This is a genomic window from Azospirillum thermophilum (assembly GCF_003130795.1).
Lineage (GTDB): Bacteria > Pseudomonadota > Alphaproteobacteria > Azospirillales > Azospirillaceae > Azospirillum > Azospirillum thermophilum.
On the sequence record NZ_CP029358.1, the window covers coordinates 77,351 to 97,755 of the forward strand.

Here is a 20,405-nt window from a genome sequence, read left to right on the forward strand (position 1 = left end):
CGCTTCGCGCCGGCATGATGCGGAAAAGCGGCGGGCGGCGCCAGCCCGCGAAAGGGACGGGCGTCGCTCAGCAGTCAGGGACGCCGCCGCAGGACTCGACGCGCGCCGGGGGGAACAGGGAGCGTCCCAGCGAGGCGATGAAGCCGCGGAAGTCGGGGTCGTCCGGCCCCGTCGCCCCCTCCAGCGTGCCGAAGGACGAGGTCAGGGCGCCGCCGCGGCAGAAGGCGGCCTCCACCCGCATCGGCGCGCCGGGGGAGGGCGGGGCCGTCGGGACCGGCACGCCGCCGCAGATCTCGCTGCCCAGCACCGGGGTCGTCGGGTTGAAGACCACCGCCACGCCATAGTCGCGCCGGGCGGTCGGGCCCGGCGTCGCGGTGAAGTTGGTGGCGACCCCCATGATGGTGCCCTGCAGCGCCTGGACCACCGCCGCGGTCAGCCTCTGCCGGTCGCCGCCGAACGGGTCGCCCTGCACCGTCACCCGCAGGTCGCGCCCCGACGCGGCGTAGGAGGCCTCGGCCGGCGAATAGGCGGGGGTGGGGTCGCGGGCGATCACCCGCCCGGCTCCGCAGCCGGCGAGCGCGGCGCCGGCGATGCAGAGCAGAATGAGGGAGCGGGTCGGGCTTGCACGCATGATCGGGTCGCCTTTTTTGGTGTCCAGCCGTCAGCGGGACTGCTGGCGGGGATCGTCCCGCAGATGGCCGTGCCGCCGCGGGTCCGGCATGCCGAGCGACACCAGGAAGGCGATGCCGCACAGCACGGTGACGTACCAGAAGAACATCTCCTCGTTCCCCACCGACTTCATCCACAGCGCCACATATTCCGCCGTGCCGCCGAAGACGGCGTTGGCGATGGCGTAGGACAGGCCGACGCCCAGCGCCCGCACCTCCGGCGGGAACAGCTCCGCCTTCACCAGGCCGCTGATCGAGGTGTAGAAGCTGACCACCGCCAGCGCCGCCAGCACCAGCGCGAAGGCCATGGCCGGGCTCTGCACCGTGCGCAGGGCGTGCAGCAGCGGCACCGTGCAGAGCGTGGCGAGCCCGCCGAAGGCGATCATCGAGGGCTTGCGGCCGATGCGGTCCGACAGGGCGCCGAACAGCGGCTGCAGCAGCATGTAGACGAACAGCGCCGCCGTCATCGTCGTGCTGGCGGTCCGCGCCTCCATCCCGGCGGTGTTGACCAGGTATTTCTGCATGTAGGTGGTGAAGGTGTAGAAGATCAGCGAACCGCCGGCGGTGAAGCCCAGCACCGTCAGCAGGGCGCGCTTGTGCCGCATCAGGCCGGCCATGGTCCCGGCCTCCTTGTGGCCGCGGGTCTCGGCCGTCGTCGTCTCGTCCAGCGAGCGGCGCAGGAACAGGGCGACCAGCGCCGCCACCGCGCCGAGGGCGAAGGGAATCCGCCAGCCCCAGGCGCGCAACGCCTCGTCCGGCAGGGCGAACTGCAGCGACACCAGCACCAGCAGGGCGAGGAGCTGCCCGCCGATCAGCGTGACGTACTGGAAGGAGGCGTAGAAGCCGCGCCGGCCGCTGACCGCCACCTCGCTCATGTAGGTGGCGCTGGTGCCGTACTCGCCGCCGACCGACAGGCCCTGGGCCAGCCGGGCGAGCAGCAGCAGCACGGGGGCCGCCGCCCCGATGGTCTGGTAGGTCGGCAGCAGCGCGATCACCAGCGACCCGCCGCACATCATGAAGACCGAGATCATCATCGCCGTCCGCCGCCCGCGCGTGTCGGCGATGCGGCCGAATACCCAGCCGCCGATCGGCCGCATCAGGAATCCGGCGGCGAAGACGCCCGCCGTGTTCAGGAGCTGCGTGGTGGTGTCGCCGGCCGGGAAGAAGGACGGCGCGAAGTAGAGGGCGCAGAAGGAATAGACATAGAAGTCATACCATTCCACCAGGTTACCCGACGAGGCGCCGACGATCGCCAGCACCCTCCGCCGGACGTCGGTCCCCGACTCCGCGGCCGCCGCCGTCTCCCCCGCCCCTGCCGACAGCGGCATATCCGCCTGCGTCTGCACCATTGTCCCGTCTCTCCCGTGATAGGCCCGATCCGCGCCCCGCGGTCGGCCGGAAGGCAAGCTTACGGAAACAGGAACCCGACAAGCCCGGTGGGGTTCCGGGTCCCGGGTTGCGCGGACGGCATGGCTGGAGGCGTGAAACGGCCAACCGCGCCGCACGGCGCGTGAAGCGGCCGGCGCCGCCGGAAGAGGAGGATGGCGGCGCCGGCCGGTTCCGTATCCCCGGGCCGGCGGTCCGGCAGGTGCGGCCGGTCCGCCCGCTTTTGCCGCGGGGATGCCGCGGGACGCGGCCAGCGGGGGAGAGAGGCCGGGTTCGCGCCCTTGGCTGAAGAGGTATCGCGAATGCCGTGGCCGGCGCGCCCCCTACCTTGGTTCATTGCTGCCTATTTCCTGGGCAACTGCCGCGCCGACGGTTGGCGGCGCGCGGTCGGATCCGCTACCGTTCGGCCGGCGCCGCGGGACGGCGCTGGAGGGTGGACACCGGTGCAGAGCTGGCTGGTTCTGGCCGTTTCGGCGGCCTATCTCGGGGTGTTGTTCGCCATCGCCTGGTGGGGCGACCGGCGGGCCGGGGACCGGCCGCTGCTGCCCGCGGACTCGCGGCGGGCGGCGGTCTTCTATGCGCTGACGCTGGCGGTCTACAACACCTCCTGGAGCTTCTACGGGTCGGTCGGCCGCGCCACGGCCAGCGGGCTGAACTTCGCCGCCATCTATGTCGGGCCGACGCTGCTGCTGGCGCTGGCCTCCGGCGCGGTGATCGCCCGGACCATCGCCATCACCAAGGCGCAGAACGTCACCTCCATCGCCGACTTCATCAGCGCCCGCTACGGCAAGAGCCAGTCGGTGGCGGCGCTGGTGACGGTGACGGCGGTGGTCGGCGTGCTGCCCTACATCGCGTTGCAGCTCAAGGCGGTGGCGGCCAGCTTCGACGTGCTGACCGCACCCTCGCTGTTCGCGGCGCCGGCCGGCGAGCCGCCGCCCTGGGGCGACACGGCGCTGGCGGTGGCGCTGTCGATGGCGGTCTTCACCATCCTGTTCGGCGTGCGCCACATCCATGCCGCCGAGCATCACCGCGGCCTGATGCTGGCCATCGCCTTCGAGGGGCTGGTGAAGCTCGCCTGCTTCCTGGCGGTGGCGGGCTTCATCGTCTGGGGCATGTTCGACGGCTTCACCGACCTGATGGGCCGGGCGGAGGCGGCGCCGATGCTGCGGCTCGACCCGCTGGAGCCGTCCTGGCTGTCCAACACGGTGATCGCCACCATCGCCTTCCTCTGTCTGCCGCACGAGTTCCACGTCCTGGCGGTGGAGAACGAGAACCCGCGCCATGTCCGCTCCGCCGTCTGGCTCTATCCCGGCTATCTGCTGGCGCTGAGCGTGCTGATGCTGCCGATCGCGGTGGCCGGGCTGGTCACCTTCGGCGGCGGGACGGTCAGCCCCGACACCTTCATGATCACGCTGCCCATCGCGGCGGGGGAGGGCGGGGTCAGCCTGCTGGCCTTCATCGGCGGGCTGTCGGCGGCGACCGGCATGGTGATCGTGGCGGCGGTGGCGCTCAGCACCATGGTGTGCAACGACGTGGTCATGCCGCTGCTGCTGCGCCATCCCCGCTTCGGCGCGCGGGCGGGCAGCCGCGACATGGTGGCGACGCTGCTGCTGGTGCGGCGGCTGGCGGTGTTCGGCATCCTGCTGCTCGCCTATGCGATGCACCGGATGGTGGACCGCGACTATCCGCTGACGGTGATCGGGCTGCTGTCCTTCGTCGCGGTGGCGCAGTTCGGCCCGGCCTTCTTCGGCGCGCTGTTCTGGCCGCGGGCCAACCGGACGGGGGTGCTGGCCGGGCTGGCCGCCGGCTTCGCGCTGTGGACCTACACGCTGCTGGTGCCCTCGCTGGGCGAGGTGGCGGCGGTGCCGCCGGCGCTGCTGGAGCGGGGCCCCTGGGGCATCGTCTGGCTGCGCCCGCAGGCGCTGTTCGGGCTGGAGGGGCTCGACCCCATCTCGCACGCCACGCTGTGGAGCCTGGGCGCCAACCTGCTGGCCTTCCTCGCCGGCAGCCTGCTCGCCCGGCCGAGCACGGTGGAGCGGGCGCAGGCGGAGGCCTTCGCCGTCGTCGTCGGGCCGCCCGGCGGAGCGGAGGCGGGCCGGCCGCAGCCGCGCGCCGTGACCCGGCTGGAGGATCTGCGGGCGCTGGCCGTGCGCTTCGTCGGGGCGGAGCGGGGGAACGCGGCGATGGACGGCTATGTCGCCGCCCGCGGCGGCCATGCCGGCGGCCCCGCCGATTTCGACGCGCTGCGCTTCACCGAGGGGCTGATCGCCGGCGCCATCGGGGCGGCGTCGGCGCGGGTGGTGATGGCGGCGGCGCTGCAGGGCCGGTCGCTGTCGCGCGGCGCCGCCATGGCGATGCTGGACGAGGCGTCGGAGGCGCTGCACTTCAACCGCAAGCTTCTGGAGGCGACGCTGGAGAGCGTCGGCCAGGGCATCTGCGTGTTCGATTCCGAATTCCGCCTCGCCGCCTGGAACCGCCGCTTCCTGGAACTGCTGGACCTGCCGGCCGAGCTGGTGCGGGTCGGCGCCCCGCTGACCGAGGTGGTGACCTTCAACACCCGCCGCGGCGAGTATGCGGCGAGCGACCTGAAGGCGCTGGTCACCAACCGCGACCCCAGCCGCCAGCGCTGGCCCTACGTCTACGAACGCCGCCGCCCCGACGGCACGGTGCTGGAGATCGTCTACGACCGCATGCCGGAGGGCGGCTACGTCTCCACCTTCACCGACGTGACCGAACGCTACCGCGCCGCCGAGGCGCTGCGCGAGGCCAACGAGACGCTGGAGCGCCGCGTGCGGGAGCGCACCGAGGCGCTGCAGCGCGCCAAGGCGGAGGCCGAGCAGGCCAACCTGTCGAAGACCCGCTTCCTCGCCGCCGCCAGCCACGACCTGCTGCAGCCGCTGAACGCGGCGCGGCTGTTCGTCTCGGCCCTGGAGGAGAGCGTGCGCAGCCCGCAGCCCGATCCGGATCAGCGGACGGCCGAGCGGGCGATGGTGGAGAACGCCGCCAATGCGCTGCGCTCGACCGAGCTGCTGCTGGGCGGGCTGCTCGACATCTCGTCGCTGGATGCCGGCAACGTCCGCGCCGCGGTGCGGGAGTTCCCCATCGACGAGCTGCTGTCGGGGCTGGCGGTGGAATTCTCCGCCCTGGCGCGCGAGCGCGGACTGACGCTGCGGGTGGTCTGCTGCGGCGCCGCCGTGCGGTCCGACCCGCAACTGCTGCGGCGGGTGCTGCAGAACTTCCTGTCGAACGCCGTGCGCTACACCGAGCGGGGACGGGTGCTGCTGGGCTGCCGGCGAAGCGGCGGGGCGCTGCGGATCGAAGTGTGGGACACCGGCCCCGGCATTCCGGAGGACAAGCGGCAGGAGGTGTTCGAGGAGTTCCGCCGCCTCGGCCCCGCCAGCCGCGGCGGCGGGGATGGCACCGGGACCGGCGGCGGGGCCGACGGGGGCCTCGGGCTGGGCCTTGCCATCGTCGACCGCATCGCCGGCCTGCTGGGCCACCCGATCTCGCTGCGCTCCACCGTCGGGCGGGGCACCGGCTTCGCGGTCGAGGTGCCGCTGGCCGAGCGGCGGCCGGACCGCATCGCCCGTCCGGCCCGCGCCGTGCCGGACAGCCTCGCCGGCGGCCTGCTGGTGCTGTGCCTCGACAACGAGGACGCCATCCTCCAGGGCCTGGGCGCGCTGCTCGGCCAGTGGGGCTGCCGCGTCGCCGCCGCCCGGGACGCGGAAGGGGCGCTGGCCGCCCTCGACGGGCGGGTTCCGGACCTGGTCTGCGTCGATTACCATGTCGGCGAGGGGCCGAGCGGCCTCGGCCTGCTGGAGACGCTGCGCGGCCGGTGGGGCCGGCCGGTGCCCGCGCTGCTGATCACCGCCGACCGCAGCGACCAGGTGCGGGAGGAGGCGGAGCGGGCCGGCTGCGGCCTGCTCTACAAGCCGGTCAAGCCCGCCTCGCTGCGCCGGTTCGTGAACGGGGCCGCGCTGCAGGCGAGCGCCGTGCGCTGAAGGGACCGGGCAGGGGAGGGAGCATATGGCCATCGAGGAATGCGGCGAGGAGAGCAGCCGCGACGGGACGGTCACCATCGTCATCGGCGACGACCATCCCCTGGTGCAGGCGGCGCTGCGCGATGCCCTGGGCAAGGCGATGCCGGAGGTCGCCATCATCGAATGCGGGACGCTGGACGGCGTGATGACCGCGGTGGCGGAGCGGCCGGAGGCCATCGACCTCGTCCTGCTCGACCTCAACATGCCGGGCACCCATGGCTTCGCCGGGCTGTTCCTGATGCAGGCCCACCACCCGACGGTGCCGGTCGCCATCATCTCGGCCCTGCAGGACGGCGGCACCATCTCCCGCGCGCTGGCCTTCGGCGCGTCGGGCTACATCCCGAAGTCGCTGAGCATGGCCGCCATGGCCGAGGCGATCCGCGCCATCCTGTCGGGCGAGGTGTGGGCGCCGCCGGCCTCCGCCGTCATCCCGGCGGAAGCGGACGAGGCCGATCTGGCCCGCCGCTTCGCCTCGCTGTCGCCGCAGCAGCTCCGCATCCTGATGATGATCGTCGACGGCAAGCTGAACAAGCAGATCGCCGCCGACCTCGCCGTGTCGGAGCAGACGGTGAAGGTCCATGTCTCGACCATCCTGCGCAAGCTGAACGTGGTCAGCCGCACCCAGGCCGCCGTGGTGGCCGGCCGGCTGGCGGTGGATGGCGGGCAGCTCGCCGGCGGGGTGGGGATGTGACGGGTTCAAGCCCCCGTCGGGCTAGGCAAGGCCGGCAATCCCGGTGCCACCGCCGGGGTACGTACCCTGCGCCCTGAATGAATGGTGCCGCAGTCCGTTAATGCTGCGACGCCGCATGGCCGGCCGACCGTCCGCGGGTACAGCCGCATGGCGAATCCGGCCTGCCGTGCTAAACTGCCTTCGATCCACCCGGCGGATGATACGCCTATGCTTCGTGATGTGAGCGCTGCCGTGACCCTGCTGGGGAGCAGCGTTCTCCTCCTCCCCCTCTCGGTCCTCCTCGCGGCCGTGCTGTGGCGGCAGCATTCGGCGCGGCTGGCGCTGCGCTGGATCGCCGTGCTGGGCGCCTGCCTGCTGGGCATGGCGGCGTTGAAGCTCTACGGCCATGCCTGCGGGCTGCCGATCCTGCTGCGGCGGGTGGTCAGCCCCAGCGGTCACGCCGCCTTCTCCGCGCTGTTCTACGGCTCGCTCGCCGCGGTCATGCTGCGCGCCGTGGACATTCCCTGGCGCCGCACCCTGCTGATGGCCGGGACCGCCGGGCTGGTGGCGGCCATCGGCCTGTCGCGGATCCTGCTGCGCGCCCATACCAAGCTGGAGGTGCTGATCGGCCTCTCGGTCGGGGCCGCCGCGGCGCTGGCCTTCGCGCTCAGCATCCGGTCGCTGCCGCCGGCCCGGCTGCGGCTGCGCCCTGCCGCCGCCGGGGCGGTGCTGGCCTGCGGCCTGGCGGCGCTGGCGGTCGGCGACCGCTCGGTGATCGAGGAGACGATCCGCGCGCTGGCCGACGAGGTGCAGCAGGAGGTCGGGCTGTGCATGACCGGCCCCTCCGACCTCGCCGCCCTGCGGACGCGCTGACCCCGAAACGGTCCGCCGTCCCGGCCGGACGTTGCGCAGGCGAAAGCAAGATGCCGCGGTGGATCGCCGTTGACAGGCGCCGCGGCGGCTGACATCGAAGACTACGATGGTCTGCGCGGCCGACTGCGGCGCCTTTGGCGGGGCTCATGCTTAATTTTCCGGCAATCCTTCTGCTGGCCACCGTCCTGGTGACGTTGTGGACCACCTACAGGAGCCTGCGGCAGCCCCGCTTTCCCGGCCGCGGCGATTTCGTGGCCATGCAACTCGCCGCCGTCTGGTGGTCGACCGCCGCGGCGATCGAGAACATCGTGCCCACGCCGGACGCCAAGGTGTTCTGGGCGGAGATGGCGTGGTTCGGCATCGTGCCGGGGCCGAGCTTCTGGGCGCTGTTCATCTGGTCCTACATCCACGGCCACCTGTCGCCGCTGTGGCGGCCGCCGCCGCTGGCGATGGGGCTGGTGACCGGCATCCTGGCGCTGACCAACGACAGCCACGGCCTGCTCTACGTCGATACCCGGCCGATCAGCGCGGAGCCGGGGGCGGCGATCGTCTACGAGCACGGGCTGTGGTTCTACCTGACGACCGTCTACCTCTACCTGTTCATGGTCGTCGCCATCGCGGTCACCGCGAACGGCATCGTCCGCGCGCCGCGCGTCTACCGCAGCCACTATCTGGGATTCCTGCTGGTGATGGCGGTGCCGTGGATCGCCAACATCAGCTACATCACCGGCAACGTCACGCTGTTCGACTTCGACCCGACGCCCTTCGGCTTCCTGGCGATGGGCTGCACCTTCTACTGGCTGATCACCCGGCGCCAGCTCTTCGACCTCGTCCCGGTGGCGCGCGGCGCCCTGCTGGACGCCGTGCCCGACCCGGTGCTGGTGACCGACGCCGAGGGAACGGTGGTGGAGGCGAACCGGGCGGCCCGCGCGCTGGCGGCGGACGGGATCGTCGGGCAGAGGCTGGCGGCGACGCCGCTGGGCGACGCGCTGGGCGACCGCCCGCCGCTGGCGGGGGAGGCGCCGCGGGTCGTCGCCCTGGGGACGGAGGGCCGGTACTTCGAGGTGAAGCGGGAGACGCTGCATTATGCCGACCGGCGCGTCGGCCAGCTTCTCCTGCTGCGCGACATCACCCATCTGAAGCGGGCGGAGGCCCGGCTGGAGGAGACGATCCGCTCGCTCGACGCCGCCCGGCTGCAGGCGGAACGGCTGCTCGCCGCCGAGCAGAGCGCCCGGCGCGAGCTCCACCAGTTCCTCGGCATGGCGGCGCACGAGTTCAAGACGCCGCTCGCCATCATCGACAGCGCCGCCCAGATGATGCTGCTGAAGGCGGAGCAGGGGGCGCCGGACTTCATCCACCGGCTGCGCACCATCCGGTCCGCGGTGCGCCGGCAGGTCATCACCATCGAGACCTGCCTGGCCGACGAGCGGCTGAACAACGCCTCCTTCTCGCTGCGGCTGGTGCCGGTCGACCTGGAGGGGCTGCTGTTCGAGCTGGTCGCCGAGCAGATGGAGGACGGTGCCGCCGACGGCCGCGACCACCGGATCGAGCTGGAGATCGACCGGCCGGAGCGGTGCGGGCTCGCCCCCGACGTGCTGGGCGACGCCGAGCTGCTCGACCTCTGCATCCGCAACCTGCTGAGCAATGCGGTCAAATACTCGCCCAAGGGCAGCCGCGTGCTGATCCGTGCCCGCTTTCCGGCCGGCCCCGGCGGCCTCGCCACCGTGTCGGTGGTCGACAGCGGCATCGGCATCCCGCCCGACGAGATCGACCTGGTGTTCGAGCGCTATGTCCGCGCCTCCAACGCCACGGCGTCGGGCAGCGGCGTCGGGCTGAACATCGTCCGCCGCATCGTCCAGCTCCACGGCGGCACGGTGCGGGCGGAGAGCGAGCTGGGCAAGGGCAGCAGCTTCACCATCGCGCTGCCGCTCGCCCCGCGGCGTTCCGAGAATGGCCGTCCTCAGCCCTTGTAGTGGCCGCCGAAGCGGTTGGCGAGGAAGGCCGAGAGGGTGACCTGTTCCTGGCGGACGAAGCCCGCCTGCGGGATCGAGCCCTCGCGCAGCAGGTCGAGCACGGCGCAGATGCCGGCGGCGGTGGTGATCTGGATGGCGCTCCAGGTGCGGCCGGCGATCTCGCGGCTGTAGATCTTGGTGGCGAAGGTCTCCTGCCGCAGCTCGCCGTCCTGCACGCCGGTCGCCGTCGCCAGGACCAGCACCACGTCCTGCAGGGTCAGCGGCACCGCCGTCTCCAGCACGTCCTTCAGCAGGTGGCGCCGCTCGCCGAGCTTCAGGTCGCGGATCAGCAGGCGGACGATCTCGCGGTGGCCGGGATAGCGCACGGTCTTGTAGTCGAGGTTGCGCACCTTGCCGTCCAGCGTCTCGCACAGCGACCCGAGCCCGCCCGACGTGTTGAACGCCTCGTAGCCGATGCCGTCGAGCGCGAAGGCCTCGTCGCCCTCCAGCGGCATCACCTCGCGCCGCACCCCGTCGACGATCGCCTCGCACGGGTTGCAGTACTCGTTGATGAGGCCGTCGGTGCTCCAGGTCAGGTTGTATTTCAGGGCGTTGGTCGGATATTGCGGCAGGGCGCCGACCCGCAGGTGCAGGTTGTGCAGCGTGTCGAAGCGGCGGGCGAGGTCGTAGCCGACCACCGAGATGAAGCCGGGCGCCAGGCCGCATTGCGGGATCAGGGCGGTGCCGGCCTTCTCCGCCAGCTCCTTCACCGCGCGGGTGGCGGCCACGTCCTCCGTCAGGTCGAGGTAATGGGCGCCGCAGGCGACCGCCACCGCGGCGATCTTCGGCGTCAGGGTATAGGGGCAGGCGCTGAGCACGGCACCCTGTCCCATCGCGGCGGCGCGCAGCGACTCCTCGTCCTCGACGTCCACCCGGCGGACGCGCAGGCCCATCCGCTCGGCCCGCGCCAGCAGAGCCTCGTCCCGGTCGCCGACCGTCACCTGGAAGTCGTCGGTCCCGGACAGCAGCGTGGCGATCATCGACCCGATCTTGCCGGCCCCGAGGACCAGAACCTTCATGGCACCCATCGTCCCTGTTCTCCCTGTTCGCTTGGCGACATCCTGTCGCACCCCCAGGGTCGCAGGGGCGGCTGTCCGGAAGCCACCGGGCAAAGCGCCGGTCACGCCGCCGATTTCCGGCGGAACGCCGGCCGGTCCGGCATTTCGCCGGAACGCCGGAGGCCGGGGTGGCGCGGCGCTTTACCGCACCGCCTGCGCCGGATATCACAGGGGCCATGCCGGACCTGCCCAACCCGCCCCTGGACGACATCGACCGCCAGCTTCTCGACCTGCTGGCGATGAACGCGCGGACCAGCACCGCCGCCCTCGGCCGCGCGCTCGGCCTGTCGCGCTCCACCGTGCAGGACCGCATCGCGCGGCTGGAACGGCAGGGGGTGATCGCCGGCTACACGCTGCGCTACGGCACGCCGGCGCCGCGGCGCACGGTGTCGGCGCTGGTCATGCTGAGCGTCAACGCCAAGCTGGCCGACCGCGTCGTCCACACGCTGCGCAAGATGCCGGAGGTGACGCGGCTGCACACCATCAGCGGAATCTACGACATGTGCGCCACCGTCAGCGCCGACAGCCACGACGCGCTGGACGCCGTGCTGGACGGCATCGGCCGCATCGCCGGGGTGGAGAAGACCATGTCGTCCATCATCCTCTCCACCAAGCTGGAGCGCTGAGCCCTCTAGCGGAAGGGGATTGACGTATAGGTCAAGCAACGGTAGGAGTGGGGCGACGGATCATCCGTCCCACCGCGTTCCCCCCGAGGGCGTCCCGCTCCCAGGGGGGCGCCTCGTTCCAGACCAGGAGCCCGCCGCCCGTGACCGCCCCTGCGACCGCTCCCTACCCGCATCTGCTGGCGCCGCTCGACCTCGGCTTCACGACCCTGCGCAACCGGGTGGTGATGGGGTCGATGCATACGGGGCTGGAGGATCGCAAGCGCAACTTCCCGCTGCTGGCCGCCTATCTGGCGGAGCGGGCGCGCGGCGGCGTCGGGCTGATGGTGACCGGCGGCTTCGCGCCGAACGTGGAGGGCTGGCTGTCGCCCTTCGCCTCGACGCTGGCGCGGCGCGGCGCCGTCACGCCGCACCGGATGGTGACCGACGCGGTGCATGCCGCGGGCGGCAAGGTGGCGCTGCAGATCCTGCATGCCGGCCGCTACGGCTACAGCCCCCTGTCGGTCGCGCCGTCGCCCATCCGGTCGCCGATCTCCCGCTTCACGCCGCGCGGGCTGAGCGCCGGCGGGGTCGAGCGGCAGATCCGCGCCTTCGTCCGCTGCGCCGAGCTGGCGCGCGACGCCGGCTATGACGGCGTCGAGGTGATGGGCAGCGAGGGCTACCTGATCAACCAGTTCCTGGTCGCCCACACCAACAAGCGCACCGACCGCTGGGGCGGCGACTATGCCAACCGCATGCGCTTCCCCGTGGAGATCGTGTCGCGCATGCGCGAGGCGGTGGGGCGCGACTTCATCATCATCTACCGGCTGTCCATGCTGGACCTGATCCCCGACGGCAGCAGCTGGGACGAGGTGGTGCAGCTCGCCAGGGCGATCGAGCAGGCGGGGGCCACCATCATCAACACCGGCATCGGCTGGCACGAGGCGCGCATCCCGACCATCGCCACCAGCGTGCCGCGCGGCGCCTTCGCCTGGGTGACGAGGAAGCTGAAGGGCGAGGTCGGCATTCCGCTCTGCACCACCAACCGCATCAACGCGCCGGAGGTGGCGGAGGGTATCCTGTCCGACGGCAGCGCCGACCTCGTCTCCATGGCGCGGCCGCTGCTGGCCGACCCGGAGTTCGTCAACAAGGCGGCGGCCGGCCGCGCCTACGCCATCAACACCTGCATCGCCTGCAACCAGGCCTGCCTGGACCATGTCTTCTCCGGCAAGCGGGCGAGCTGCCTCGTCAACCCGCGCGCCTGCCACGAGACGGAGCTGACGATCGAGCCGGCCACCCGGCCGAAGCGCATCGCGGTGGTCGGCGCCGGCCCCGCCGGGCTCGCCTGCGCCACCACGCTGGCCGAGCGCGGGCACGAGGTGCATCTGTTCGACGCGGCGGCCGAGATCGGCGGCCAGTTCACCATGGCGATGCGCATCCCCGGCAAGGAGGAGTTCGCGGAGACGCTGCGCTACTTCACCAGCCGCATCGCCGAGACGGGGGTGACCCTGCACCTGAACCGCCGCGTGACGGTGGCCGAGCTGTCGGCCGGCTGGGACGAGGTGGTGCTGGCGACCGGCGTCCTGCCGCGCGACCCGCGGATTCCCGGCCAGTCGAACCCCAAGGTGCTGACCTACATCGACGTGCTGCGCCACCGCAAGCCGGTGGGCCGGCGGGTCGCGGTGATCGGTGCCGGCGGCATCGGCTTCGACGTCTGCGAGTACCTGACGCATGACGGCCACGGCGCGCCGGCGCCGGGCCAGGACCTGTCGCAGTGGCTGGCGGAGTGGGGAGTCGCAGACCCGGCCGAGGCGCGCGGCGGCGTGGTGGCGCCGCGCCCGGCGCCCTCGCCGCGCCAGATCACCCTGCTGCAGCGCAAGGCGACCAAGCCGGGCGCCGGGCTCGGCAAGACCACCGGCTGGATCCACCGGGCGCAGCTGAAGATGAAGCAGGTGGAGATGCTGGCCGGCGTGAACTACGAGGCCATCGACGACCGCGGCCTGACCATCAGCTTCGGGGAGAAGCGCGAGACCCCCCGGCTGCTGGAGGTCGATACCATCGTGCTGTGCACCGGGCAGGAGCCGCTGCGCGACCTGCACGGACCGCTGACCGCCGCCGGGGTGCCGGTGCACCTGATCGGCGGGGCCGACGTGGCGGCCGAACTCGACGCGAAGCGCGCCATCGCCCAGGGGACGAGGGTGGGCGCCGCGTTGTAGTGGCCGTCCCGTGAGCGGGGCGGCACGCTGGGGGGCAGCCGCCCCGCTCGCAAATTTCCAGGCACGGTTTTCGGGCACGGTTTTCGGGCACGGCTCCCCCGCCGGCGGGGCCGGCGCGACCGGCGTGCGGCGCAGGGCAGGGACGCCTTCGTCATAAGCCCTTGACCCGGGCCGCCTTCTCCCCATATCTCGAACCAGTCCGGAGCGGCCGTCCGGACGACCGGCCCTGCCGGTCCAGGTCGCTTCGGATCGGGTTGGCCCCCGTTGGCATGAATCGCGACATGCGGCGCGCCTGCAATGGCTCTGCGCCCGTGCATCGAGACGTGATCGCGATCGACCCCGACACCGCCACGGACTCCCCCCACGGACTCCACGGAATTCCGCGTCGCCCAGCGATGCACGCCCGCCGGCAGCGTCGAATGCCGGACCTTGTAAACCATGACTGCACAGGAAGCACGCACACCCAATGACATTCGATAGCAAGCACCGTCGCGGTGCGGCGTCCGGCCCGGTGCCGGGCGCTGACGAGATCCTGTTCCTGCCGCTCGGCGGCTGTTCGCGGATCGGGATGAACATGGCGCTCTACGGCCATGCCGGGAAATGGCTGATCGTGGACGCCGGCGTCGCCTTCATGGGCGACGAGGCTCCGGGCATCGACGCCGTGATGGCCGATCCCCGCTTCATCGAGGAGCGGATGGACGATGTGGTCGGCCTGGTCGTCACCCACGCGCACGAGGACCATATCGGCGCCATCCACCATCTGTGGAAGCGCCTGAACTGCCCCATCTACGCCAGCCCCTTCGCCGCCGCCGTGATCCGCGAGCGGCTGAAGGACGCCGGCATCCACCGCCGCGTCAAGCTTCACACCTTCCCGGTCGGGGCGGCGCTGGAGATCGGCCCCTTCCGGGTCGAGACGGTGGCGATGACCCACTCGATCCCCGAGCCGATGTCGGTCGCCATCCGCACCCCGGCGGGCACCGTGCTGCACACCGGCGACTGGAAGTTCGACCCGAACCCGCTGGTCGGCCGCACCGCCGACCTGGCGGCGCTGAAGCGGCTGGGTGACGAGGGCGTGCTGGCGATGATGTGCGACAGCACCAACGCCAACGTCGACGGCACCGCCGGGTCGGAGGCGGACGCCCGCGCCGGCCTGATGGCCGCCTTCGCCGGCCGCCGCGGCGCCATCGCCGTCACCGGCTTCGCCAGCAACGTCGCCCGCATGCGCGCCGTGCTGGAGGCCGCCGCCGCCCACGACCGCAAGGTCGTGCTGGTCGGCCGCTCGATGATCCGCATGGAGAAGGCGGCGCGGGCCTGCGGCTACCTCGACGGGCTGCCCGAGTTCATCAGCCTGCGCGAGGCCTCCTGGACCGACCGGCGCAACCTCGTCCTGCTCTGCACCGGCAGCCAGGGAGAGGAGCGCGCCGCGCTCAGCCGCATCGCCCGCAACGACCATCGCGAGCTGTGGCTGGAGGAGGGCGACGCCGCCATCTTCTCCGCCCGCGCCATCCCCGGCAACGAGGACACCATCGGCGCGGTGCAGGCCCATCTGCGCGCCATGGGCGTCGAGGTGGTGACCCCGGCCGAAGCGCCGGTCCACGTCACCGGCCACCCCAAGCGCGACGACCTCGCCCGCATGTACGGGCTGGTGCGCCCGCGCTTCGCGGTGCCGGTCCACGGCACGCTGGAGCATCTGGAGGCGCACGCCCGCCTCGCCCGCGACTGCGGCGTCGAGCGGGCCCTGGTGCCGGAGGACGGCGACGTCATCCGCATCGCCGCCGAGGGCACCCGCGTCATCGGCCGGGTCGAGCCCGACCGGCTCGCCTTCGACGGCCAGGACCTGTTCCCCTGGAACGAGTCCGACCTGCAGGAGCCGGAGCGGCTGGCGGCCTGACCCAGGCTGCCCGACCCGCGCGGCCTGACCTGGACGGCCGATCAGGCCGCCGATCGGGTCACCGGCCGCCGGGCGCGGTCAGGCTTCCGCGCCTTGCGCCGCCGCGGCCACGCCGTGGCGGGCCTCGCCGTCCGAGTCCAGCCCGTTGAAGTACCAGTTCAGCAGGACCGCGGCCAGGGTGCCGAGCAGGATGCCGCTGTGCAGCAGCGGCGACAGGAAGCCCGGCATCTTCTGGAAGACCTTGTCGGAGACCAGCGGCACCAGCCCGATCCCGACGCTGACGGCGACGATCACCAGATTCTCCCGCCGGGTGGCGAAATCGACGCGGGACAGGATGCGCACGCCGGTGGCGGCGACCATGCCGAACATCACGATGCCGGCCCCGCCCAGCACGAAGGCCGGCACCGACGCCACCACATGGGCGAGCTTCGGCAGCAGCCCCAGCACCAGCAGGATCACCCCGCCCGCGGCACAGACCCAGCGGCTGCGCACCCCGGTCACCCCGACCAGCCCGACATTCTGCGAGAAGGAGGTGTAGGGGAAGGTGTTGAAGACGCCGCCGATCAGCGTGCCGAGCCCGTCGGTGCGCAGGCCGCGCGTCAGATCCTCCGTGCTCACCGGGCGGCCCACCATGTCGCCCACCGCCAGGAACATGCCGGTGGATTCGATCATCACCACGATCATCACCAGCGACATGGTGACGATGGCCAGGGGATCGAAGACCGGCCAGCCGAACTGGAAGGGCCGCACCACGTCCACCCATGGCGCCTCGGCAAGACCGGCGAAGCTGACCATGCCCAGGGCGGAGGCCACCACCATGCCGGCGACGATGCCCAGCAGCACCGCGATGTTCCGCAGGAAGCCGCGGCCATGCTTCATCACCCCCAGCACCACCACCAGCACGAACAGCGCGATGGCGAGATAGGTGGGGTCGCCGAAGCCGGGATTGCCCACCCCGCCGCCCGCCCAGTTGACCGCCACCCGCATCAGCGAGATGCCGATGATGGCGATGACGCTGCCGGTGACCACCGGCGGGAAGAGCGGCAGCAGCCGGCCGATCAGCGGCGCCGCCAGCAGCCCGAACACCCCCGAGCCGATCACCGCGCCGTAGATGCCGAGCAGCCCGAGCGACGGGTTGCCCGCCATGGCGACCATCGGGCCGACCGCCGCGAAGGTGACGCCCATCATCACCGGCAGCCGGATGCCGAACTTCCAGAAGCCGACGCACTGGATCAGCGTGACCAGCCCGCAGGCGAACAGGTCGGCGTTGATCAGCAGCGCCACCTGGTCCTTGGGCAGCTTCAGCGCGCCGCCGATGATCAGCGGCACCGCGACCGCCCCCGCATACATGACCAGCACATGCTGCAGCCCCAGCGCCAGCAGCCGCCAGGGGGGCAGCACCTCGTCCACCGGATGAACCGTCCTTGCCGTCATGGTCGCCTCGCCTTCGTTCGCCGAACCCCGTTGTCGAGGCGTCGGACGGTGCATCGGGCATGCCATGGCAGGCGGGCCGCGGCCGGCGCATCGTCAGGCTGAGGAGGACGCGCTGCCGGCGGCGGCAAAACAGGCATGCGCCACCGATTATGCCCGCTTTGGCGGCAGACGCTGCGGCAATTTCGACGGGGCGTTGCCGGCGATCGGCGTCGATCCGGTGGTTCTTCTTGCCCTCCGCTGGTGTATAGTTCTCTCCCGAAAGAGCTAGTACCGAAAGGACTGGGCTCCGCTTTCCCCGGCGAGTGGCGAGATGAGCATATCGGTCGAAGGCGTCTCCAACTGGATGAACATGTTCCGCTGGATCGTGAAGCTGATCCGCGACGTGTACGGCATCGACGAGGCCAAGCTGACCCGGACCGCCACTCTGGAGACCGACTGCGGCCTGACCATCGAGCAGGTGGAGGAGGTGCTGGAGTACATCTCCGACAGCTTCGGCATCCGCTTCCCCGAGGGCACGCTGGACGAGCTGGTGAAGCTGGAGGAGCTGTGCCTGCTGGCGAGCTGGATCGCCGGCTTCTTCAAGCGCCCGCCCTTCATCTCCGCCGAGTTCGAGGCGAAGTGCCGGGCGATCAACCAGATCCCGGAAAATGTCGGCTGAGCGGGGGGCGTCGACCGGCGGCGCGTGAAGACGGGCGGGCCGGATCAGCCGGCGTCGGCGGAGGAACCGTCCAGCGAATCGTCGCCCAGGCCGACGGGCAGGATGGCGTCGTCGTGGTCGGCGATGGCGAAGCTGCTGGCGTCGTTCTTCGGCCGTGCCATCGACAGCGGCGTGCCGACCACCAGGAAATGGATGGTCTCGGCGATGTTGGTCGCGTGGTCGCCGATCCGCTCCAGGTTCTTCGCCATGAACAGCAGATGCGTGCAGGGCGTGATGTTGCGCGGATCCTCCATCATGTAGGTGAGGACCTCGCGGAACAGGCTGGTGTAGAGGTCGTCCAGTTCCTCGTCGCGTTCCCAGGCGGCAACGGCCTTGGCGACGTCGCGCTCGATATAGGCGTCGAGCACGTCCTTCATCGTCGTTTCGACCATGCGGCCCATGCGCGGGATCGCCACCGCCGGCCGCGCCGCCGGCACCTGGGCCAGCACCAGCGAGCGCTTGGCGATGTTGGCGGCGTAATCGCCGATCCGCTCCAGGTCGGCGGAGATCTTCAGGGCCGAGACGATCTCCCGCAGGTCCTGCGCCATCGGCTGGCGCAGCGCCAGCAGCCGGATCGCCTCCGTGTCGATGTCCCGTTCGTAGGCGTCGAGCCGCTGGTCCGCCTGCATCACCTGGGTGGCGAGGCCGACGTCGCGCCGCGCCACCGCCCTGACCGCCGCCTCGACCTGCGCCTCCGCCACGCCGCCCATCTGCATGACCAGGTTGGACAGCCGCTGCAGTTCCTGCGCGAAGGACCGGACGATGTGTTCCGTGCTCATGATCACCGGATGCCAAGGAGGGCGCAAAAATCCGGTGGAAGGTTAATGGCCGCCGGTGACGGTGCCGTGTCAGGGATATTGCGGTTTCGTGAATTATGCTGGTGACGCGAACAATACCGCGTCTCAGGCTTCCGGTCCGCTGCCGGTCTCCTTCAGCGCCCCCAGGCTGCGCGCCAGGATGGTGTCGAGCCGGATGACCAACTCGTTCTCGCACAGCGCCGACCGTGCCGAGGCGGCCTCCCGCGCCACGTCGCGCAGGGCGTCCTCCAGGGCTCGGATGCGGTCGTCGCGGGGGTCGCCGGTCATGATGTCCTGAGTGTGGGACGGCGCCGCCGCTTCGGCAAGGCGGGAAAAGGGTTGACGATGGTCAAGGCGACACCGGTCCCCCCGGCGCAAGGTCGGCCGCAGACCTGTTCCCATTCCGGCCCTCCGGAGGCTTGCGCCCCATGTCCCTGCACAGCATCTCCCCCACCGACCGGACGGACGCCGATCCGCTGCCGGTCCTCTTCCGCTACGGCTTCCGCCCCTTCTTCCTTGCCGCCGGCCTGTCCGCGGCCGGATTCCTCGCCGCCTGGCTCGCCGTGCTCGTCACCGGCACCTGGCCGGACGGCCCCATCGGTCCGAGCATCTGGCACGCGCACGAGATGCTGTTCGGCTTTTCCGCCGCGGCGGTCGCCGGCTTCCTGCTGACGGCGGTGCCGAGCTGGACGGGCACCGTCGCGCTGTCCGGCCGGCCGCTGATGCTGCTGGCCGTCCTGTGGCTGGCGGGCCGGGTGGCGGTGTTCCCCTGGGCGGGCGTGCCGGCGCCGGCCGCCGCCCTGCTGGACCTCGCCTTCTTCCCGGCGCTGGGGGTGGCGCTCGCCCGGCCGCTGATCCGCGCGGGCAAGCTGCGCAACAGCGCCTTCCTGGTCCTGCTGGTCCTGCTGTTCCTCGCCAACCTGCTGATCCATCTGGAGTGGATGGCGGTGCTGGAGGACGGCGGCGCGCGGGGGCTCGCGCTGGCGATCGGCGTGGTGCTGATGATGGTGGCGGTGATCGGCGGCCGCATCCTGCCGGCCTTCACCCGCAACGGGCTGGCGGCGCAGCGCATCCCGGCGACGGTGGTGTCCCGCCCCTGGGTGGAGCGGGTGACGCTGGCCTCCACCGCCGCGCTGATCCCGGCGACGGTGCTGATCCCCGACGCGGTCGCGACCGGCCTGCTGGCGCTGGTCGCCGCGGCGGCGCACGGCGTTCGGCTGTTCGGCTGGCAGGGGTGGAAGGCGCGGCGGCAGCCCATCCTGTGGGTGCTGCATGTCGGCTATCTGTGGGTGGTCGCCGGGCTGGCGCTGACCGGCCTGCATCTGGTCGGCGATGTGGTGCCGGCCTCCTCCGGCATCCATGCGCTGACCGCCGGCGCCTTCGGGACGATGATCCTGGCGGTGATGAGCCGGGCGGCGCTGGGCCATACCGGCCGGCCGCTGGTGGCGGCCCCGCTGACGGTCGGCGCCTATTGGCTGGTGACCGCTGCCGCCCTGCTGCGCGTCGCCTCGCCGCTGCTGCCGGCCGGTCTGGTTTGGCCGGCGCTGCTGGCGGCCGGTGTGGTCTGGGTGGCGGCCTTCGCCCTCTTCCTCGCCGTCTATGCCCCCATCCTGCTGACGCCGCGGGCCGACGGCCGGCCGGGCTGACCCTACTGGGGGAGGGCGGCGATCAGGCGGGCCGCAGATGCTCGTCGATCGCCGCCGACATCTCGGCATCACGGAAGGGCTTGGTCAGCACGGGGCGGTGGCGGTGTCCTTCGGGCACGCCGTCCGCCCCGGTGCCCGTTGTGAAGATGAAGGGCAGCCCGCGCGCGGCCAGCGCGTCGGCCACCTGATCGACCCGTTCGCCGCGCAGGTTGACGTCGAGCAGGGCGCCGTCGAAACCGCCCCGTTCGACCAGTTCCAGCGCGAGCGGCACGCTGTCGGCCGGGCCGACCACCTCGACGCCGTGCATGGACAGGGCGTCCTCGACCGCCATGGCGACCAGCGTCTCGTCCTCCACCAGCAGGACGCGGAAGGGAGGCGGCGGGGTGGGGGTCATGCGGGATCGCTCGCTGCGGTG

Annotated in this window: 16 protein-coding genes; 9 read left to right on the forward strand and 7 right to left on the reverse strand. The window is 71.8% G+C overall.

Annotated elements, in window-relative coordinates:
* Nucleotides 1-67 precede the first annotated feature (67 nt).
* Nucleotides 68-631 carry a hypothetical protein gene (locus DEW08_RS28140; protein WP_109333644.1) on the reverse strand — a complete coding sequence of 188 codons (564 nt, stop codon included), beginning with the start codon at nt 629-631 and terminating at the stop codon, nt 68-70.
* Nucleotides 632-661: 30 nt separating this feature from the next.
* On the reverse strand, nt 662-1,996 hold the full coding sequence (locus tag DEW08_RS28145; RefSeq protein ID WP_109334137.1) for an MFS family transporter: 1,335 nt from the start codon (nt 1,994-1,996) through the stop codon (nt 662-664).
* A 501-nt stretch (nt 1,997-2,497) separates the two neighbouring features.
* Between DEW08_RS28145 and DEW08_RS28150 the strand changes: the two genes are divergently transcribed.
* The 4 genes from DEW08_RS28150 to DEW08_RS28165 all read left to right on the forward strand — a co-directional run bounded on the left by DEW08_RS28150 (nt 2,498) and on the right by DEW08_RS28165 (nt 9,610).
* A complete protein-coding gene (locus DEW08_RS28150) occupies nt 2,498-6,055 on the forward strand; it encodes a PAS domain-containing hybrid sensor histidine kinase/response regulator (protein WP_109333646.1) in 3,558 nt (1,185 codons plus the stop codon).
* Nucleotides 6,056-6,080: 25 nt separating this feature from the next.
* Nucleotides 6,081-6,785 carry a LuxR C-terminal-related transcriptional regulator gene (locus tag DEW08_RS28155; protein WP_109333648.1) on the forward strand — a complete coding sequence of 235 codons (705 nt, stop codon included), beginning with the start codon at nt 6,081-6,083 and terminating at the stop codon, nt 6,783-6,785.
* Between the two features lie 207 nt (nt 6,786-6,992).
* Nucleotides 6,993-7,637 carry a phosphatase PAP2 family protein gene (locus tag DEW08_RS28160; protein WP_168220547.1) on the forward strand — a complete coding sequence of 215 codons (645 nt, stop codon included), beginning with the start codon at nt 6,993-6,995 and terminating at the stop codon, nt 7,635-7,637.
* A gap of 146 nt (nt 7,638-7,783) precedes the next feature.
* Nucleotides 7,784-9,610 carry a sensor histidine kinase gene (locus DEW08_RS28165; RefSeq protein ID WP_109333652.1) on the forward strand — a complete coding sequence of 609 codons (1,827 nt, stop codon included), beginning with the start codon at nt 7,784-7,786 and terminating at the stop codon, nt 9,608-9,610.
* Here DEW08_RS28165 and DEW08_RS28170 read toward each other — a convergent pair.
* On the reverse strand, nt 9,598-10,668 hold the full coding sequence (locus tag DEW08_RS28170) for a saccharopine dehydrogenase family protein (protein ID WP_109334139.1): 1,071 nt from the start codon (nt 10,666-10,668) through the stop codon (nt 9,598-9,600). The two genes, DEW08_RS28165 and DEW08_RS28170, sit on opposite strands and share 13 nt — an antisense overlap.
* A gap of 215 nt (nt 10,669-10,883) precedes the next feature.
* On the opposite strand from DEW08_RS28170, the gene DEW08_RS28175 reads away from it, so the two are divergent.
* From DEW08_RS28175 to DEW08_RS28185, 3 genes are all read left to right on the forward strand, one after another.
* The gene (locus DEW08_RS28175) at nt 10,884-11,333 is read left to right on the forward strand and encodes an Lrp/AsnC family transcriptional regulator (RefSeq protein ID WP_245987056.1); all 450 of its coding nucleotides are present in this window, start codon (nt 10,884-10,886) and stop codon (nt 11,331-11,333) included.
* Nucleotides 11,334-11,473: 140 nt separating this feature from the next.
* A complete protein-coding gene (locus tag DEW08_RS28180; protein ID WP_109333654.1) occupies nt 11,474-13,525 on the forward strand; it encodes an NADPH-dependent 2,4-dienoyl-CoA reductase in 2,052 nt (683 codons plus the stop codon).
* Between the two features lie 466 nt (nt 13,526-13,991).
* Entirely contained in the window at nt 13,992-15,416 is a 1,425-nt protein-coding gene (locus DEW08_RS28185) for a ribonuclease J (RefSeq protein WP_109333656.1), read from the forward strand.
* A 78-nt stretch (nt 15,417-15,494) separates the two neighbouring features.
* On the opposite strand, the gene DEW08_RS28190 is transcribed toward DEW08_RS28185, so the two are convergent.
* Nucleotides 15,495-16,850 carry a nucleobase:cation symporter-2 family protein gene (locus DEW08_RS28190; RefSeq protein ID WP_109333658.1) on the reverse strand — a complete coding sequence of 452 codons (1,356 nt, stop codon included), beginning with the start codon at nt 16,848-16,850 and terminating at the stop codon, nt 15,495-15,497.
* Between the two features lie 310 nt (nt 16,851-17,160).
* On the opposite strand from DEW08_RS28190, the gene DEW08_RS28195 reads away from it, so the two are divergent.
* Entirely contained in the window at nt 17,161-17,508 is a 348-nt protein-coding gene (locus tag DEW08_RS28195; protein WP_109333660.1) for an acyl carrier protein, read from the forward strand.
* Nucleotides 17,509-17,552: 44 nt separating this feature from the next.
* Here DEW08_RS28195 and phoU read toward each other — a convergent pair whose 3' ends face one another.
* Entirely contained in the window at nt 17,553-18,326 is a 774-nt protein-coding gene (phoU, locus tag DEW08_RS28200; RefSeq protein WP_109333662.1) for a phosphate signaling complex protein PhoU, read from the reverse strand.
* Nucleotides 18,327-18,449: 123 nt separating this feature from the next.
* Nucleotides 18,450-18,632 (reverse strand): hypothetical protein, encoded by a 183-nt coding sequence (locus DEW08_RS28205; protein WP_109333664.1) that lies wholly within the window; start codon nt 18,630-18,632, stop codon nt 18,450-18,452.
* A 140-nt stretch (nt 18,633-18,772) separates the two neighbouring features.
* On the opposite strand from DEW08_RS28205, the gene DEW08_RS28210 reads away from it, so the two are divergent.
* Nucleotides 18,773-19,990, forward strand: coding sequence for an NnrS family protein (locus DEW08_RS28210; RefSeq protein ID WP_109333666.1), 1,218 nt, complete (start codon nt 18,773-18,775; stop codon nt 19,988-19,990).
* Nucleotides 19,991-20,012: 22 nt separating this feature from the next.
* On the opposite strand, the gene DEW08_RS28215 is transcribed toward DEW08_RS28210, so the two are convergent.
* Nucleotides 20,013-20,384: a response regulator gene (locus DEW08_RS28215; protein ID WP_109333668.1), complete on the reverse strand. Its 372-nt coding sequence runs from the start codon at nt 20,382-20,384 to the stop codon at nt 20,013-20,015.
* Nucleotides 20,385-20,405: the final 21 nt, after the last annotated feature.

Bases quoted from the DNA above. Each gene is read 5' to 3' on its own strand.
- DEW08_RS28160 (WP_168220547.1), top strand. From the start codon at position 6,993: ATGCTTCGTGATGTGAGCGCTGCCGTGACCCTGCTGGGGAGCAGCGTT.
- DEW08_RS28170 (WP_109334139.1), bottom strand. From the start codon at position 10,668: ATGAAGGTTCTGGTCCTCGGGGCCGGCAAGATCGGGTCGATGATCGCC.
- DEW08_RS28210 (WP_109333666.1), top strand. From the start codon at position 18,773: ATGTCCCTGCACAGCATCTCCCCCACCGACCGGACGGACGCCGATCCG.
- DEW08_RS28215 (WP_109333668.1), bottom strand. From the start codon at position 20,384: ATGACCCCCACCCCGCCGCCTCCCTTCCGCGTCCTGCTGGTGGAGGAC.
- DEW08_RS28205 (WP_109333664.1), bottom strand. From the start codon at position 18,632: ATGACCGGCGACCCCCGCGACGACCGCATCCGAGCCCTGGAGGACGCC.
- DEW08_RS28165 (WP_109333652.1), top strand. From the start codon at position 7,784: ATGCTTAATTTTCCGGCAATCCTTCTGCTGGCCACCGTCCTGGTGACG.
- DEW08_RS28175 (WP_245987056.1), top strand. From the start codon at position 10,884: ATGCCGGACCTGCCCAACCCGCCCCTGGACGACATCGACCGCCAGCTT.
- DEW08_RS28140 (WP_109333644.1), bottom strand. From the start codon at position 631: ATGCGTGCAAGCCCGACCCGCTCCCTCATTCTGCTCTGCATCGCCGGC.
- DEW08_RS28155 (WP_109333648.1), top strand. From the start codon at position 6,081: ATGGCCATCGAGGAATGCGGCGAGGAGAGCAGCCGCGACGGGACGGTC.
- DEW08_RS28190 (WP_109333658.1), bottom strand. From the start codon at position 16,850: ATGACGGCAAGGACGGTTCATCCGGTGGACGAGGTGCTGCCCCCCTGG.
- DEW08_RS28145 (WP_109334137.1), bottom strand. From the start codon at position 1,996: ATGCCGCTGTCGGCAGGGGCGGGGGAGACGGCGGCGGCCGCGGAGTCG.
- DEW08_RS28185 (WP_109333656.1), top strand. From the start codon at position 13,992: ATGACATTCGATAGCAAGCACCGTCGCGGTGCGGCGTCCGGCCCGGTG.
- phoU (WP_109333662.1), bottom strand. From the start codon at position 18,326: ATGAGCACGGAACACATCGTCCGGTCCTTCGCGCAGGAACTGCAGCGG.
- DEW08_RS28195 (WP_109333660.1), top strand. From the start codon at position 17,161: ATGAGCATATCGGTCGAAGGCGTCTCCAACTGGATGAACATGTTCCGC.